The following is a 16,407-nucleotide window of genomic DNA, read 5'->3' on the forward strand; positions in this document are numbered from 1 at the left end:
GTTCCGCACGGCGCGGCGGGGTAGAGTGCGCGCCGACGGGCCGCTGCCTCGGGGATTTCCGCCGTGACCTCGCTGATCCTGATGACGATCATGGCCATCTCGCTGGTGGCGACGACCGGCTACACCGCCTACACCATGGTGGACGCCTCCAACCGCATCAGCCAGGCCCAGCGCAGCGCCGCCGAGATGCACCGCCTCGCCGCCCTGGTGGAGGCCAACCTGCGCACGCTCGACAACGACGGCGTCGCCAGCCCGCCGGCCCCCGAGGATCCGCCGCCGCGACCGGCCGGAACCCAGGCCGCGAAGGCGCAGGCCAGCAACGGCAAGACCACCGCCAAGGTCGCCGCCGTCCAGCCGGCGGGCACCCTGCCGCGCTGGCTGCTGCCCGGCACGCGGACGCCCTGGGGCGCCGTCTACGGCTATTGCGTCTTCGCCCCCGCCGCCGACCGCGCGGCGTCGCAGGTGCAGACCGCCGCCTGGCCGCCGGGAACGGCGGCGGGCGGCCGGAGCTACGTCGCCGCCGCCCCCGCCGCCCCGGCGGAACTGGCGCGCGCCGGGGTCGTCGCCGCCATCGTGGCGCCGCCGATCGGCTCCACCGCCCTGCCCGACTGCGCCGCCCTGACCTTCAAGGACGGCCAGATCGCCGCCGCCGAGGGCAGCGCCGTCGCCGTCACCCGCGGCGCGTCGGCCGATCTGGCGGCGCTGGCGGCCTCGGCGACGGTCACCCGCTACGTCGCCCCGGCGGCGCTCGGCGACGCCAGCGGCACCACGCCGGCCGACGCGATGGCGCTGCCGGCGGCGCTCGGCCACTGGCAGGCGACCCGGCCGGCGACCATGGTGCTGCGGCTGGCCCCCGGCCGCCACGAAATCCCGGCGGCGCTCGTCCAGGCGCTGGCCGCCGATCCGCCGGGCGGCGGCGGCCGCGCGCTGCGGCTGGTGCTGAAGGGGGACGGCGCCGGCGTGGTGCTGGCGACCAGCCCGCCCGACCAGGCCCTGCGCCTGCCGACCGACGCGCGGGTCGAGAACATCGCCTTCGAGATGCCGGTCGAGGCGCTGCCCGGCACCCAGCTCACCTTCGCCGGCAGCAACGCCATCGTCACCGGCCGGGTCGCCGCCCTGCGGGTGGCGCATGCCCGGCTCGACGTCGCCGGCGGGCGGCTGGCGCTGTCGGCGCCCGGCGGCGACGGGGTGCTGGTCGACGGCGGCAGCGCGCTGTTTCGCGACGCGGTGGTCGATGCCACGGTCGGCGCCGGGCGCAGCGCGCTGGTCTCCACGCTGGGCGCCGCCATCACCTTCACGGCGGAGAACCGCCGCCCGCTTCTCCAGGTGCGCGGGCGCGGGCTGCCGATGGCGGCCTTGCGCAGCGGCGGCGGGCGGGCGATCCTCGACCGCACCGACGTGGCCATGGACAACGGAATGCCCTTCGGCGTGGTGGTGGAGAACGGCCAGCTTGAGATGAAGGCCTCGGTCGTCGGCGGCCCGTCGGCGCGGCCGGGCAGCGCCGCCGTGCTCGATCTCGGCGGCTCGCACGTCATCGCCGACCCCAACACCCAGATCTGGTCGGCGCCGGGCGGGCGCTGCGCCCAGGGCGCCCTGTTCGCCCAGCCGGCGGTGGCCGCAGGCGACGTCGGGCGACTCGCCGCCGGGGGGGCCGCCGCCGCGCTGGCACAGCCGAACGTGGCCGCCGCCGCCGTCGCCAACCGCGCGAGCTGGACATGCCGGTCCTGAAGCCATCCGCCGCCTTCCGCGAGGAACTGGCCGGCTATCTGCTGCGCAAGGGGCTGGTGACGCGCGGCATCCTCGACGCCGCGCTCGCCGAGCAGCGGGTGACCGGCGAGCCGCTGGGCGCCATCCTGGTGCGCAACGGCTTCCTCGCCCGCGCCGACCTGAACGAGGCCCAGGTCAGCCACGAGACGGCGTTGGAGACGCCGACCGCGCTCGGCGGCACGCCGATCCCGCTGCCGCTGCTGGAGCGCCACGCGATCATCGTCACCGGCCTCAACGCCGAGACGGTCCAGGTCGCCACCCTGCACGAGGAATCCGTGGCCGAGCGGGTGGTCGCCGCCTATTACCCCGGCAAGACGATCCGCTTCAGCGCCTTCGTCCCCGACCAGTACGACGAGTTCCTCGACCGAGTCCGCCGCAGCCAGGACGGCGGAGAGGACGGCGACCCGGTCGGCCAGCTCGTCGCCCGCGCGGTGGAGGCCGGGGCGTCCGACATCCACATCGTGCCGCGCCGCAAGACATGCAGCGTCTTCCTGCGCGTCGACGGCATCCGCCGGCTGATGGACGAGACGGCCGCCGCCCCCGCCGCGACCCTCGCCGCCCGCATCAAGGACCGCTCCGGCATGGATCTGGCCGAACGGCGGCTGCCGCAGGAGGGCCGCTTCGAGGTCGAGCACCAGGGGCGGCCGGTCGATCTGCGCGTCACCACCGTGCCCTCGGTGGACGGCGAGATCATCGTGATGCGCATTCTCGACGCCGAGCGGGTGCAGCCCAATCTCGACACGCTGGGTCTCAGCCGGGTCGCCGACTGGCGGCGCGCGGTGGACCGCCGCCATGGGCTGTGCCTGGTCTGCGGCCCGACCGGCTCGGGCAAATCCACCACCCTGACCGCCACGGTGCGCGAGATGGACCGGCTGGGCCGGGCGATCTACAGCATCGAGGATCCGGTGGAGTACCGCATGGCCTACACCGGGCAGGTCAACGTCAACCCGGCGGTGAAGCTCGATTTCGCCCGCGTCGTCCGCACCTTCATGCGCGCCGATCCCGACGTCATCGTGCTGGGCGAGGTGCGCGACGAGGAGACGGCGCAGATGGCCGTGCGCGCCGCCGACACCGGCCACATGGTGCTGACCACGCTGCACACCGGCTCGGTCAACGGCGCCATCGACCGGCTGCGCCACCTCGGCGTCCCGGCCCACGACATCAAGGGCTTGCTGCGCGGCGTCATGGTGCAGTCGCTGATCCGCGCCACCTGCCAGGACTGCAACGGCGCCGGCTGCGCCGCCTGCGGCGAGAGCGGCTACAATGGCCGCACGGCGATCAGCGAATGCGCGGTCTTCGAGGATCCCGCCGCCGTGGTCGCCGCCGCCAAGGGCGGGCGGAACTGGCCGACCCTGTTCGACGACGCCGTCGCCAAGTTCCACGCCGGCCTGACCACGGCCGCCGAGCTGCGCCGGGTCTTCGGCAGCGAGGCGGCGGGGATGGAGCCGCGCGCGCCGGTCCCATCCCCGCCGGCCAGGCCGCGGCCCCGGCCACGGACGCCCCGCTGATGCCGATCGTCCAGGCGGTGTTCGCCATCGCCCTGATGGCCATGGCGGTGGCGGGCGGCATCCAGTACGTCAACCCTGGTGCTGCGACCGCCAACCGTCTCGCCTCCCAGGCCGACGCCGGCTTCTCGTCGCTCGAAAGCGCCTTCCGCAGCCGGCAGGCCACGGGAGCGGCCGCCCCCGCCGCCGACGCGTGGCGGACGGCGCTGTTTCCCGCCCATGGCAGCCTGCCGGCGGCCGTGGCGGGGCTGTCCTGGTCCTACGGCGTCCAAGCGGAGGGGGTCTGGTTCTGCCTGTCCGGCCCGCTGTCCGGCGACCCGGCCAAGGCCCCGGTCCGCAACGCGCTGAACGCCCTGTCGACGCGGCGCCCGCAGGGGCTCTACGACGTCACGCGGGAGTGCGGCGGCGACGGCGGCACGCCGGACGGCACGATCGCCGCCACCTTGTGGATGCAGAGACCCTGAAGCGCGCCGGTTTCGTCCGGGGCCATGCGCGCCGGGTCACGGGTTGCCGGCGACCTGCCGGTAGAGCGCCGGCAGCGCCTTGGTCAGGTGGGCGGCCTGCGGGAAGATCGCGTAGGCGCCGCGCCCGAACAGATAGGGCACATAGTCGCGCGCCTCGGCGTCGATGGTGACGCCGAACACCGCCAGCCCGTCCTTGCGGGCCTCGCGGATCGCCTGCCGGGTGTCCTCGATGCCGTAGCGGCCCTCGTAATGGTCGATGTCGTTCGGCTTGCCGTCCGACAGCACCACCAGCAGCCGGTGGCGGTTCGGCCGTTCGGCGAGCCGGGCGGCGGCGTGGCGGATGGCGGCGCCCATGCGGGTGTACCAGCCGGGCTTCAACGCGCCGATGCGGCGCGTCACCGTGGATCCCAGCGGCTCGCCGAAGCCCTTCAGCGTCTGCACCCGCACCCAGTCGCGCCGTTTGGAGGTGAAGGCGTAGAGCGCGTGGTCGTCGCCGCAGGCGGTCAGCCCATGGGTCAGCGCCAGCAGCGCCTCCTTCTCCACGTCGAGCACGCGGCGCCCGTCGATCCAGCCGTCGGTGGACAGCGAGGCGTCGACCAGCACCGCCACCGCCAGATCGCGCGCCGCGCTGCGGGCCTGGCAATGCACGCGGTCGCTGCCGGCCCCGCCGGCGCGCAGGTCGGCGCGGCTGCGCACCAGCGCCGCCAGATCCAGCTCCTCGCCGTCGCTCTGGCCAGTGAACAGGATGCGGCGCGGACGCAGCGCCTCGAACTGGCGGCGCACTTGACGGATGCGGCGCAGCGCCGTCTCGTCGGGTTGCCACGCCTCGCCCTCGGCCGGGGCGGTCTCGGCGATCACCCGGCAATGGTGGGGGTGGTGAGCGTGACGACGATGGTCCCATTCCGGATAGGTCAGGGTGGCGGCGAGCGGGGTGACGTCGATGGCCGGCGGCGCCAGATCGAGGTCGAGCTTCAGCGTGGTCGACGCCTTGCGCTGGTGCGTGCCGACGGCGATCTCGTCGAGATCGTCGGCCGCCTTGCGGGCGTTGTCCGCGTCGTCGTCGTCGACCGCGCGCGGGATGTTCAGCGCCTCGGCGAGGCTCAGCATCTTCTCGAAGCGGTTCAGGATCAGCGGGTCGTCGCGCTTGATCTGGTCGGTCGCCCGCCGGGTCGCCTTGCGGCGGCGGCCGTCGCCCTCCCGCGCGGCCGGGCTCTCGATGGGGCCGTCGTCGGCGGTCGCCGCGTCGTTGCCCGCCATCCCGGTCGCCAGCCCCCAGAGCGGCACCGGCAACAGCCGGCGGTACTCGAAGGGCGCCGGAAAGGCGCTCAGGGGAAAGGCGGGATCGAGCATGCGCTCGACCTCGGCGTCGGCGTCGGCCGCGCCGAGCAGGACGAGCGTCGCGCGCTCCACGGCGGCCTCGACCGGCGGCAGGCGGCGGAGCGGGCGGATCGCGGCGACGGCGGCGGCCAGTTCCGCGTGATGGGCGGCGAGCCCCGGCCAGCGCGCCAGCACCCGCGCCGTGGTGCGGGCGGCGTCGCGCAGCGCCTGGAGGTCGGCCTGCAACGGGTCGCCGGCCGGCACCGCCGGCTCGGCGTGGGCGAAATAGGCGGCGAGCCACTCGTACAGCCGCTCGTTCATCCGGGGATCGGGAAACAGGTCGATCGCCGCCGGAAGCTGGAGCACGTCGCCGTCGAGCGCCGGCCGCTCGACCCGCTCGGTCCCCAGCCCGATGCGGGCCATCAGGGACAGCCGGTGGTCCGACCCGGCGGCGCTGCCGGAGGACAGCCGCACGCCGCGGTCGCCGCCCAGCGCGCGGAAGAAGACGGCGAGGCGCGGGCGCAGCGACTCCAGCGTCACCGCCGCCTCCGGGTGGCGCGGGTAGCTCGACCGGTTGCCGACCAGACGATGCCACAGCCGGCCGATGGTTTCCTCCGGCTCGAACAACGCGATCATAACCGCTCCATCAGGGCAGCTTCAACAGGATTGGGGTCAGCCGAGCGTGACGTCGGCAACGCGCAGCAGCGCCGCGCGCACGTCGGCGTCGTCGGTCAGCGGCTCGATCAGGGCGGCGCGGATGGCGCGCTCGGGCTTCATGCCGGAGCGGATCAGCGTCGCGCAGTAGATCAACAGGCGGGTCGACACGCCCTCCTCCAGATCCTGGCCCTTGAGCGCGCGCAGCGCGTTGGCGAGGCGGACCAGCGGGGCGACGCGGGATTCGGGCAGGCCGCTCTCGGCGGCGACGATGGGGATTTCCTGCTCGGCCTTGGGGAAGTCGAACTCGACGGCGAGGAAGCGCTGGCGGGTGCTCGGCTTCAGCGCCTTCAGGACGTTCTGGTAGCCGGGGTTGTAGCTCGCCACCAGCATGAAGCCATCCGGCGCCTCCAGCGTCTCGCCGGTGCGCTCCAGCGGCAGGATGCGGCGGTCGTCGGTCAGCGGGTGCAGCACGACGGTGACGTCCTTGCGCGCCTCCACCACCTCGTCGAGGTAGCAGATGGCGCCCTCGCGCACGGCGCGGGTCAGCGGTCCGTCGGTCCACACCGTGTCGCCGCCCTTCAGCAGGTAGCGCCCGGTCAGGTCGGCGGCGGTCAGGTCGTCGTGGCAGGAGACGGTGTAGAGCGGACGCCCCAGCCGGGCCGCCATGTGGGCGACGAAGCGGGTCTTGCCGCAGCCGGTCGGCCCCTTCAGCAGCAGGGGCAGGCGGTGGTTGAAGGCGTGTTCGAACAGCGCGCACTCGTCGGCGACCGGCTGGTAGAACGGCAGGGAGGCGGGCTGGACGGGGAAGGCGGCGCTGTCGGGCATCGCGAAACACTCCGGAAGGAAAAAGACGGCCCCCGCGCCGCCAATCTGTCCGAGTGGGGGACGCGGGAGCCGAGGGGACGTCACTGGGAAAACGTCACTGGAGAACCGTCACTCCGCGGGCTGGTAGCTGGTCGGGATCGAGGCCGGCCGTTCCTCGCGCGCCGGTCCGAAGATGGCGTAGAGGTAGAGCAGCACGCCCGCCCCCACGGCGACACCGGCGCCGAGGCGCATCCAGTAGAACAGCGCCAACTGCTCCTGGACCTCCATGTAGTCCATGCCCATGACGCGCTGGAGATGGGTCTGCACGACGCCGGCCACGGTCAGCGCGAAGGTCATGAAGGCCATGCCGCCGCTCATCAGCCAGAAGCTCCACATGTTGAGGACCTGGTTGTAGGGCTGCACGCCGCGCAGGTAGGGCATCGCGTAGGTGATGATCGCGAGGTTGATCATCGCGTAGGCGCCGTAGAAGGCGAGGTGCCCGTGCGCCGCCGTCACCTGGGTGCCGTGGGTGTAGTAGTTGATCGGGGCCAGCGTGTGCAGGAAGCCCCACAGCCCGGCGCCGAAGAAGGCGAAGACCGCGCAGCCGAGCGACCACAGCATCGCCGCCTTGTTGGGGTGACGCCGCCCGCTCTTCCACACCATCATGAAGGAGAAGACGACCATGGTGAAGAAGGGCGCCACCTCCAGCGTCGAGAAGATCGAACCGATCCACTGCCAGTAGCCCGGCGTGCCGATCCAGTAATAATGGTGGCCGGTGCCGAGGATGCCGCTGAACAGCGCCAGCCCGACGATGGCGTAGAGCCACTTCTCGACGATCTCGCGGTCGACGCCGGTCATCTTGATCATCAGGAAGGCGAGGATCGAGGCCATCACCAGTTCCCACACGCCCTCGACCCAGAGATGGACGACGTACCACCAGTACATCTTGTCCAGCGCCAGATTGGCAGGGTTGTAGAAGGAGAACAGGAAGAACAGCGCGATGCCCCACATGCCCACCAGCAGGATGTTGGTGATCACCGTACGGCGGCCCTTCAGCACCGTCATGGTGATGTTGTAGAGGAACATCAGCGCGACGACGACGATGGCGGCCTTGATCCAGGTCGGCTGTTCCAGGAACTCGCGCCCCTCGTGGACGCGGAAGACGTAGCCGACGACGGCGGCCAGCGCCCCGAAGACGAACAGGCCGAGCTGGATCAGCGCCAGCTTGGGACTGTGCAGCTCGACCTCCGACTCCTCGGGGATCAGGTAGTAGGCGGCGCCGAAGAAGCCGATCAGCAGCCAGACGATCAGCGCGTTGGTGTGGATCATCCGGATGAGGTTGAAGGGCAGCAGCTCCGACAGCGTGTTGGGCAGCACATAGACGACGCCGGCCAGCAGCCCGACCAGGATCTGCACCCCGAACAGCCCCATCGCCGCCGCGAAGTACCAGAGGGCGACCTTTTGCGATTCGTATTTCATGACGGTTAGTCTCCTCAGCCCGACAGCTTGGGCGGCCAGTTCTGGGTGTTGATCCGGCTGGTCCATTCCAGGAAGGCGCCGAGATCCTCGACCTCCCGGTCGGTCAGGTTGAACTGGGGCATCTGGCGCCGGCCCTCGATGCCGGACGGCTGGGCGGCCATCCAGCCCTTCAGCGCGGTGACGGCGCCCTCATGGTCCTTGTCGCCGCCGTAGCGCAGCCAGACATTGCCCAGCTCCGGCGCGAAATAGGCGCCCTCGCCCAGCAGGGTGTGGCAGTTGATGCAGGCGTTCTTTTCCCAGACATGCTTGCCGCGGGCGACCGCGTCGGTCAGCCCGGCGCTGTCGGTGCCTTTGTTGACGATGTAGTTGTGGCTGAGCGCGGTCAGCCCGACGAAGGCTGCGAAGAAGAACAGCGATCCGCCGTAGAAGATGTTGCGCGCGGCCGCCTTGGTGAAGCGTTCGGTCATCGCTCGGGATCCCAGGATAGAGGCGGGTGAGGTCAGCGGGTGGTCCACCACCGGTCGGTCCATTAATTGAGCGCCGCGCCAGGACATTCCTTGACCGTGGTCAAGCCGCCCCGGCGCCGGCCGGTCTAGGGTGCCGGCCGTCGAGCAAGAGGAAGGCAACGATGGGCAGCCGCGCTTTGGATGACCGGCCGGATGGGTTTTCCGGCCTGCCCGGCAATCTGATGATGTGGATCCTGATCCTGGGCGAACTGGCGGTGTTCGGCGCCGCCTTCGTCGGCTTCGCCGTCGCCCGCGCGCTCGATCCCGTCCCCTTCGCGGCCGGGCAGGCGCATCTGGACGGGACGCTGGGCGCCGTCAACACCATGGTGCTGGTGACCAGCGGTTTCATCGCCGCGCGCGGCGTCGCCGCCGGCCGGCGCGGCCGGCCGGCGCTGGCGCGCCGCCGGATGCTGGCGGCGGCGGCGGTCGGTTCGGTCTTCCTGGCGGTCAAGGCGGTGGAGTACGCGGCGACGCTGGGGGCCGGCCTGTCGATCGACAGCGACACCTTCTTCGCGCTCTATTTCCTGCTGACCGGCTTCCACGCGCTGCACGTCGTGATGGGGATCGCCGTGCTGGCCATCGTCGCCCGCTGGCCCAGCGTGGAGAATCTGGAGACCGGCGCCGCCTTCTGGCACATGGTCGATCTGATCTGGGTGATCCTCTACCCGCTCGTCTATCTCGTGCGATGAAAGGAAATCGATCATGAGGATCGATCGCCTCACGTGGTCCTGGCTGATCCTGCTCGGGCTGTCGACCGTCACGCTGCTGTTCGCGCAACACGAGGAGTCCGGATCCGGCGTCGGAATCGCCGGGGCGGCGCTGCTTCTGGCGGTCGCGGTGGCCAAGGGGCGGGAAATCCTGCTGCATTACCTGGAGCTGGACCGCGCCGGAGCCGGCTGGCGGGTGCTGCTGTCGGGCTATCTGGTTCTGCTGTGCGGGGCGATCCTGCTGGTCCACGCCGCCGGGACATGGGGCTGGATCGGGCCGGGAGGCACGCCATGACCGACATGAAGCTCGGCCTGCTGCTGGCCGCCGCCGCCGTGATCGGCATGGGGATCGCCCTGCACCGCCAGCGGGCGCTCGGGCGCGGCGGGCTGGCGCTGGTGATCGTCTCGACCCTGGCCATCACCGCGTCGCTGTTCTTGACGCAGTGACGGGTTCCGGTGTGCCTTGTGGGCGGGCAGAAACGGTCGCCGGGGGCGGGACAGATGGACACGGAAACGGCCCGCACCTTCCTTGAGGTCGCGGCGGCGGGCAGCTTCGTCGCGGCGGCGGAGCGGCTGCACGTCACCCAGTCGACGGTCAGCACGCGCATCCGCCAGCTGGAGGAGCAGCTCGGCTGCCGCCTCTTCCTACGCACCAAGAGCGGGGCGGCGCTGACCCCCGGCGGGGTGCGGTTCCAGCGCCACGCCGTCGCCATGATGCGGCTGTGGGAGCAGGCCCGCCAGGAGGCGGCGCTGCCGCCGGGCCACCGCGCGCTGCTGCGCATCGGCAGCGAGGCCGGGCTGTGGAACCGCATGCTGCACCGCTGGATCCCCTGGATGCGCCGCAACGCCGCCGACATCGCGCTGCGCTGCGAGGTCGGGCTGGCCGACGGTCTGCTCCAGTCGCTGCGGGAGGGCACGCTCGACCTCGGCATCATGTACTCGCCGCGCAACACGCCGGGCCTGAAGATCAGCCTGCTGATGGAGGAGGAGCTGGTTCTGCTGCGCATCCCTGGCGAACAGGGGGAGGGAGGGGGCGGCGAATACGTCCACATCGACTGGAGCGACGATTTCCAGCGCAAGATCCACCTGCGCCACCCGGAGGCGCAAACGACGCCGCTGTCGATCGGCGTCGGCACGCTGGGGCTCGATTACCTGAAACAGTGCGGCGGCACCGGTCACTTCCCGCGCGGACTGGTGCAGCCGCTGGTCGACGAGGGGCTCGCCGAGATCCTGCCGGAAACCCACCCCTTCAATCTGCCGATCTACGCGGTCCACCCGGTGGAAGCCGATTCCGGCGTTCTGGAGGCCGCCTTCACCGGCCTGCGGGCGATCCTGTCGCGCGCGCCGCAGCCGGCGCCGGAGATGCCCCCGGACAGCGGGAAGCCTTCGGAAACACCGATGATATCCATCGAATAGTTTCGCTTTTCAACCATCGTCAACTCCGTAAAGTCGCGTGACCAATCCAGGCTGGGAACACAAGACGATGTCGCGTGGAACTCGGCCGGACAACCAGAAAAACGGGAAAAGGTCATGACGGATCACGCGCTCGACGGCTCGGAAATCCTTGATGGAACCGAACAGGACGACCCTCACGCCCACAAATCGGAGTCACCATGGGTGGTTTTCCCCGGTCTGATCTTTCTGCTGATCATGCCGCTCGGAATCATTTTCCACCCGAGCTGGCTGGCGGCGCTGGCCGAACTCGGGACGCTCACCATGTTCATCATCATCTTCCGGCTGACGCGCCTGTGACGTGACCACGGCTGGAACGGCCAGGAACCCAGGAAAGAGCCCGACCATGGACCCGCAACCCCGGCAGCCGGCGGACTCCACCCTCTCCGCCGACACGCTGGCCCGGCTCGGCGACGCGCTGCTGCGCAGCGCCGCCGACGCCATCGTCTATTCCGGCCGGGACGGCCGGATCGCGTTCTGGAACGAGGGGGCGGAACGCCTCTTCGGTTTCAGCGCCGCGGAGGCGCTCGGCCAGTCCCTCGACCTGATCATACCGGAACGCCAGCGTCCCCGTCATTGGGAGGGGTACGACGCCGTGATGGCGACGGGCGAGAGCCGCTACGGCAAGGGCGACCTGCTGTCGGTCCCGGCCCTGCACAAGGATGGGCGCCGCATCTCCGTGGAGTTCACCATCGTGCCGCTCCACGACGGGGATGGCGGGATGCTCGGCATGGCGGCGGTCCTGCGCGACGTCACAGCCCGCTTCGAGGAATTGAAGGCGCTGCGCCGTCAAGTCGCCGGACGGTAACGACCACGAACATCGCAATCGATTCAAAAGCAATTCATTGGATCCCATCAATATCACAACCTGAACGGCAAATAGAGAGGCGCGGCTTGACGGCGGTCAATCGGCCAGCCGTCTTGTCGGGCGACACTCGGTCCATACGAAACGCATCGAATGGACCGTGCCATGAACAGCAGGATGTTTCTCGCCAGCGTCAGCGTTGCCACTCTCCTGACCCTGTCGGGGATCGGCGCGGTCTCGGCCACCACGCTCTACGCGGATCCGAAGGTCAAGGACAAGACGGTCGACATCGTCCTGGATCCGGCCGCCGTCCCCGCCGCGGAGAAACCCGGCAAGCGCGCGCCGAAGACCCATCAGGTCACGCTGACCACGACCGAGGTCGATTCCAAGCTCGACGACGGCACCACCTACACCTACTGGACCTTCAACAACACCATCCCCGGCCCGATGGTGCGCGTGCGCGTCGGCGACACGGTGGATGTCAGCATCACCAACGCCAAGGAAGCGACGATGAACCATTCCATCGACTTCCACGCGGCGACCGGCTTCCTCGGCGGCGGCCAGATCACCCAGGTCGAGCCGGGCCAGACCAAGGCCTTCTCCTTCAAGGCGCTGACGCCGGGCGTCTACGTCTACCACTGCGCCACGCCGATGGTCGCCCACCACATCTCCAAGGGCATGTACGGCCTGATCGTCGTCGAGCCCGAAGCCGGGCTGCCGGCGGTCGATCGGGAATTCTACGTGATGCAGCAGGAGATCTACGCCACCAAGGCCAAGAACATCCCCACCGCCGAGGATGATTACGACGGGCTCGTGAACGAGCGGCCCAACTATCTGGTGTTCAACGGCGCCGTCGGCGCCCTGTCGAAGGACAAGCCGCTGAAGGCCAAGGTCGGCGAGACCGTGCGCATCTGGTTCGGTGTCGGCGGCCCCAACCTGACCTCCTCCTTCCACGTCATCGGCGAGATCTTCGACCGCGTCCACAGCCTGGGCGGCCTCGAAACGGAGCCGCTGAAGGGCATCCAGACCGTCACCGTCCCGCCGGGCGGCGCCACCATGGTCGAGTTCAAGGTCGATTATCCCGGCCAGTACGCCCTAGTCGATCACGCGCTGAGCCGCGCCACCAAGGGCCTGATCGGCATCCTGGAGGTCGAGGGCAAGGCGGACGACAGCATCATCCTCGACAAGACCGGCGACTCCCGCAAGAAGATGGGAGAAATGGCCCATTGACCGGGCAGAAGAGGCATCCGAACGGAAAAGCGCTTTTTCCGCTCCAGCTTGACCGCAGTCAAGGCTGGGCCTGGTCCCGGCGGCGATGATCGCCGCACAATCGCTCCGGCGATTTCATCATCACTGGTGTGATGATGTCTCCCGTTTTGCCTTCGCGCGCCCATCGTCCCCCCGACGATGGGCGTCTTTTTTCTTTTCCGGCATCCCCGAAACACGCGATGCGGACAATCGACCGGATCAATCGACCGGATCGATCATGACCGGGGTGATGGAAAAGGTCTTCTTCGGCTCGAACGACACGATGTGGACGGAGTTGCTGTCGAAGGAGCAGGCCTGCTGCGGGACGCTGTCGGTGCCCGGCCGGAAGGCATAGGGGCGCGGCGGCCCCACCGGCGCCTCGCGCCGCGACCAGGAGGCGACCGGCGTGCGGCCCGGTTCCGATTCCTCGGCCCACAGCCAGAGAACCGGCTTGTCGGCCGGCCGGGCGATGACGTCCTCCAGCACGCGGCGGCAGGCGTCGCCGCTGAGATTGTGCGAGACACGCTCCATCAGAACCGTGTCCGCGGTCGAGGCGGCACCCGGCGACAGCAGGATCACGGCCAGGGTGCTGGCGACGACACCGGCCATTCCCCATCCCGTGACGATCGTCAAATCCCGAGTCTCGATCATCTCCACACCCTCTCTTCGCCTATCGAATTAGGATGTTTCCCAAGGAAAATAAAGAAGAACATCCGTCAAACCCGCATCCGGCCTTCTTTCTATTCCGAATGATGTTCTCGCAACGCCTTTCGTTGATAACCGGCGGAACGGCGACAACTCTCGCGCAAAAAACCGCAAGTCCCCACGCGGGACATTTTGTCGCGCCACCCGCCTTGGCCGGCCACCGGCGCAACGGCTTGGAATCCGAGGATAAGGCGGCTTCAGGAATAGGAAAAAGGAATTTGTTCGATGCCTTCCATCGAGCAATCCGATGGATAAACCCGCCCCCGCTTCCGGCGCGCTCCCATCGCGGGTATGATCGGGCCGGGGATTCGAAAGCAAGCGCCGGGGTGCGAGGCCCCGGACGGGCCGCTACACCGATGGACGACACGTCATCGAGGAAGCGACCGATGAGCATCGCCATGGAACGACAGATGGAACACCGCGACACCACCCGGACGGATGCCGGGCCGGAGCTGGGGCCGGACCTGGTGGGGCCGGACCTGGAGGACGACCCGCGCTGGCGCGCCCTGCGGGAACGCGACCCGGCCTTCGACGGACGGTTCGTCTATTCGGTGCGGACGACCGGCGTCTATTGCCGCCCCTCCTGCGCCTCGCGCCCGGCCCGGCCGGAGAACGTCGCCTTTCACGCCGGCCCGGCGGAGGCGGAGGCCGCCGGCTTCCGGCCCTGCCAGCGCTGCCGTCCGAACGAGGCGCCGCTGGCGGCCCGGCAGGCCGCCCTGGTCGCCGACGCCTGCCGGGCGATCGAGACGGCCGAGGAGATGCCGTCGCTCGACGCGCTGGCCGCCACGGTGGGCTTGAGCCCGCACCATTTCCACCGCCTGTTCAAGGCGACCACCGGCCTGACGCCGCGCGCCTACGGCGCCGCCCATCGCAGCCGGAAGATCCGCGACCAGCTCGCCAGCGGCCGGGGCAGCGTGACCGAGGCCATCTACGACGCCGGCTTCAACGCCAGCAGCCGCTTCTACGCGACGTCCAACGCCACGCTCGGCATGACCCCGACCGCCTTCCGCGCCGGCGGAACCGACGCCGACATCCGCTTCGCCATCGGTGACTGCTCGCTCGGCGCCATCCTGGTCGCCAGCAGCCGCAAGGGGGTGTGCGCCATCCTGCTCGGCGAGGATCCCGATGCGCTCGCCCGCGACCTCCAGGACCGCTTCCCCAAGGCCAACCTGATCGGCGGCGACGCCGGCTTCGAGGCGCTGGTCGCGGCGGCGGTCGGTCTGGTCGAGGCGCCGGCGCTCGGCCACGACCTGCCGCTCGACGTGCGCGGCACCGTCTTCCAGCAGCGGGTCTGGCAGGCTCTGCGCGCCATTCCCGCCGGCAAGACCGTCAGCTACGCCGAACTCGCCCGCGCCATCGGCGCGCCGAAGTCGGTGCGGGCGGTCGCCTCGGCCTGTGGCGCCAACCCGCTCGCGGTGGCGATCCCCTGCCACCGCGTGGTGCGGACCGACGGGGCGCTGTCCGGCTACCGCTGGGGCGTCGAGCGCAAGCGCGCCCTGCTCGACCGGGAAGCCAGGGTCGAACTGGCCGGCGTCCGGGACGGGCAACCGTGAGCGCCCCTCCCTTGCCCGCACCTCCCTTGCCCGCCCTGGCCCTGCCCCCGCGTTCGGCGGCGGAGAGGGTCGCCGCCCATGACTGGGACGGCGTGACGTCCGAACTGGACGGTGGCGGCAGCGCCGTCCTGAAGGGGCTGCTGACGGCGGCGGAATGCCGGGACATCGCCGCCCTCTACCCGCGGGAGGAGCCGTTCCGCAGCCGGGTCGTCATGGCCCGCCACGGTTTCGGCCGGGGCGAATACCGTTACTTCCGCTACCCGCTGCCCGGTCTGGTGGGCGATCTCCGCGACGCGCTCTATCCGCGCCTGGCGCCGCTCGCCAACAGGTGGAACGAACGGATGGGCGAGGCCGCGCGCTTTCCGGCACGCCACGCCGACTTCCTGGCGCTCTGCCACGCCGCCGGCCAAAATCGGCCGACGCCGCTGCTGCTCCAGTACCGGACCGGCGACCACAACTGCCTGCATCAGGATCTCTACGGCGATCTCGTGTTCCCCCTCCAGCTGGCGGTGCTGCTGTCGGAGCCGGAGCGGGACTTCACCGGCGGCGAATTCGTGCTGACCGAACAGCGCCCGCGCATGCAAAGCCGGGTGGAGGTCGTGCCGCTGCGTCAGGGCGACGCCGTGCTGTTCGCCGTGCGCCACCGCCCGGTGCGGGGCACGCGGGGGGATTACCGGGTCAGCCTGCGCCACGGGGTCAGCCGGGTCCGCTCGGGTCTGCGTCACACGCTCGGCATCATCTTCCACGACGCGGCCTGAAAAGGCGGGCCGGGAGAAAGAGCATGGGTTTGTGGCGCGGCTCACAGCGGGGGATCCGGAGCGGGGTTAGTGTCCGGTCATCGAGACGGTGACAGGGCAGACGGCCAGGACGGCCAGCCACCGCCGGCCTCGCCTCCCTCCTCCCCGCCCCTTATTCCCGCCCCTTATTCCCGCCATGAAGGAAGACGCGCCATGATCCGCACCGCCCTGTTCGCCGGCTTCGCCACCGTCGCCCTGCTGTCGGCCCCGGCCTTCGCGCAGAACGTCAGCTCGATCTCGAACACCGCGGCCGGCGTCGGCAACGTGGCGCTTCAGTCGGCGATGACCCGGCAGGCGACCGGCGGCAGCATCCTCGGCACCGCCAACACCGCCGACGTCAGCAACCTGGCGGCGGGTGTCGGCAACGTCGCCCGCCAGGGCGTCACCGTGATGCAGGGCGGCCCCGGCCGCGTCCTCGGCGCCCCGCTGGTCGGCGGCGGCTCCAACACCGCCATCGTCGGCAACACGGCGGCCGGCATCGGCAACCGCGCCTCGCAGAGCGCCCTGGTCCAGCAGTTCGGCAGCCGCTCCCCGCTGCCCGGCGGCGGCAACCTCGGCAACGTCCAGAACCTGTCGGCCGGCATCGGCAATTTCGCCGGACAGCGCGCCCTCCTCCAGCAGCGCTGAGCAATCCCCGCCCC

At 70.5% G+C, this 16,407-nt stretch carries 18 protein-coding genes; 13 read left to right on the forward strand and 5 right to left on the reverse strand.

The annotated features are described in order from the left end of the window. The first annotated feature begins 63 nt into the window (after positions 1-63). From J2847_RS11130 to J2847_RS11140, 3 genes are read left to right on the forward strand one after another with little or no spacing between them, the layout of a single operon-like run. Positions 64-1,728, forward strand: a complete 1,665-nt coding sequence (locus J2847_RS11130) for a hypothetical protein (protein ID WP_209779045.1) — start codon at positions 64-66, stop codon at positions 1,726-1,728. Beyond that, positions 1,716-3,275 carry a GspE/PulE family protein gene (locus J2847_RS11135; protein ID WP_209779046.1) on the forward strand — a complete coding sequence of 520 codons (1,560 nt, stop codon included), beginning with the start codon at positions 1,716-1,718 and terminating at the stop codon, positions 3,273-3,275. Before J2847_RS11130 ends, J2847_RS11135 begins: the two co-directional genes overlap by 13 nt. Next, the gene (locus J2847_RS11140; protein WP_209779047.1) at positions 3,275-3,736 is read left to right on the forward strand and encodes a hypothetical protein; all 462 of its coding nucleotides are present in this window, start codon (positions 3,275-3,277) and stop codon (positions 3,734-3,736) included. Before J2847_RS11135 ends, J2847_RS11140 begins: the two co-directional genes overlap by 1 nt. A gap of 36 nt (positions 3,737-3,772) precedes the next feature. On the opposite strand, the gene J2847_RS11145 is transcribed toward J2847_RS11140, so the two are convergent. The 4 genes from J2847_RS11145 to J2847_RS11160 all read right to left on the reverse strand — a co-directional run bounded on the left by J2847_RS11145 (position 3,773) and on the right by J2847_RS11160 (position 8,460). Then, positions 3,773-5,689 carry a nitric oxide reductase activation protein NorD gene (locus J2847_RS11145; protein ID WP_209779048.1) on the reverse strand — a complete coding sequence of 639 codons (1,917 nt, stop codon included), beginning with the start codon at positions 5,687-5,689 and terminating at the stop codon, positions 3,773-3,775. Between the two features lie 36 nt (positions 5,690-5,725). Further along, complete coding sequence (locus J2847_RS11150; protein WP_209779049.1) at positions 5,726-6,535, reverse strand: CbbQ/NirQ/NorQ/GpvN family protein; 810 nt, start codon at positions 6,533-6,535, stop codon at positions 5,726-5,728. Between the two features lie 108 nt (positions 6,536-6,643). Beyond that, positions 6,644-7,993, reverse strand: a complete 1,350-nt coding sequence (locus J2847_RS11155) for a cbb3-type cytochrome c oxidase subunit I (RefSeq protein WP_209779050.1) — start codon at positions 7,991-7,993, stop codon at positions 6,644-6,646. A gap of 14 nt (positions 7,994-8,007) precedes the next feature. Further along, complete coding sequence (locus tag J2847_RS11160; RefSeq protein ID WP_209779051.1) at positions 8,008-8,460, reverse strand: c-type cytochrome; 453 nt, start codon at positions 8,458-8,460, stop codon at positions 8,008-8,010. Between the two features lie 161 nt (positions 8,461-8,621). On the opposite strand from J2847_RS11160, the gene J2847_RS11165 reads away from it, so the two are divergent. From J2847_RS11165 to nirK, 7 genes are all read left to right on the forward strand, one after another. Next, entirely contained in the window at positions 8,622-9,188 is a 567-nt protein-coding gene (locus J2847_RS11165; RefSeq protein ID WP_233474444.1) for a cytochrome c oxidase subunit 3, read from the forward strand. 13 nt (positions 9,189-9,201) lie between these two features. Then, a complete protein-coding gene (locus J2847_RS11170) occupies positions 9,202-9,501 on the forward strand; it encodes a cytochrome C oxidase subunit IV family protein (RefSeq protein ID WP_211114698.1) in 300 nt (99 codons plus the stop codon). Further along, positions 9,498-9,653, forward strand: a complete 156-nt coding sequence (locus J2847_RS11175) for a hypothetical protein (RefSeq protein ID WP_209779052.1) — start codon at positions 9,498-9,500, stop codon at positions 9,651-9,653. The genes J2847_RS11170 and J2847_RS11175 overlap by 4 nt, the downstream gene beginning before the upstream one ends. Positions 9,654-9,707: 54 nt before the next feature. Next, entirely contained in the window at positions 9,708-10,622 is a 915-nt protein-coding gene (locus tag J2847_RS11180) for a LysR family transcriptional regulator (RefSeq protein ID WP_209779053.1), read from the forward strand. A 114-nt stretch (positions 10,623-10,736) separates the two neighbouring features. Then, entirely contained in the window at positions 10,737-10,958 is a 222-nt protein-coding gene (locus J2847_RS11185; protein WP_209779054.1) for a hypothetical protein, read from the forward strand. Positions 10,959-11,004: 46 nt separating this feature from the next. Further along, positions 11,005-11,466, forward strand: a complete 462-nt coding sequence (locus J2847_RS11190) for a PAS domain-containing protein (RefSeq protein ID WP_209779055.1) — start codon at positions 11,005-11,007, stop codon at positions 11,464-11,466. A gap of 162 nt (positions 11,467-11,628) precedes the next feature. After that, positions 11,629-12,693 (forward strand): copper-containing nitrite reductase, encoded by a 1,065-nt coding sequence (gene nirK / locus J2847_RS11195; RefSeq protein WP_209779056.1) that lies wholly within the window; start codon positions 11,629-11,631, stop codon positions 12,691-12,693. A 237-nt stretch (positions 12,694-12,930) separates the two neighbouring features. Here the strand turns inward: nirK and J2847_RS11200 are convergent, their stop codons facing one another. Next, a complete protein-coding gene (locus J2847_RS11200; protein ID WP_209779057.1) occupies positions 12,931-13,362 on the reverse strand; it encodes a hypothetical protein in 432 nt (143 codons plus the stop codon). Positions 13,363-13,802: 440 nt separating this feature from the next. On the opposite strand from J2847_RS11200, the gene ada reads away from it, so the two are divergent. From ada to J2847_RS11215, 3 genes are all read left to right on the forward strand, one after another. Then, entirely contained in the window at positions 13,803-14,969 is a 1,167-nt protein-coding gene (gene ada, locus J2847_RS11205; RefSeq protein WP_233474445.1) for a bifunctional DNA-binding transcriptional regulator/O6-methylguanine-DNA methyltransferase Ada, read from the forward strand. Positions 14,970-14,980: 11 nt separating this feature from the next. Beyond that, positions 14,981-15,727, forward strand: a complete 747-nt coding sequence (locus J2847_RS11210) for a 2OG-Fe(II) oxygenase (RefSeq protein ID WP_325169377.1) — start codon at positions 14,981-14,983, stop codon at positions 15,725-15,727. 192 nt (positions 15,728-15,919) lie between these two features. After that, positions 15,920-16,393, forward strand: coding sequence for a hypothetical protein (locus J2847_RS11215; RefSeq protein WP_209779058.1), 474 nt, complete (start codon positions 15,920-15,922; stop codon positions 16,391-16,393). The last annotated feature ends 14 nt before the right edge of the window (positions 16,394-16,407 follow it).

Origin of the sequence: Azospirillum agricola (assembly GCF_017876095.1) — a bacterium.
Classification (GTDB): Bacteria; Pseudomonadota; Alphaproteobacteria; order Azospirillales; family Azospirillaceae; genus Azospirillum; species Azospirillum agricola.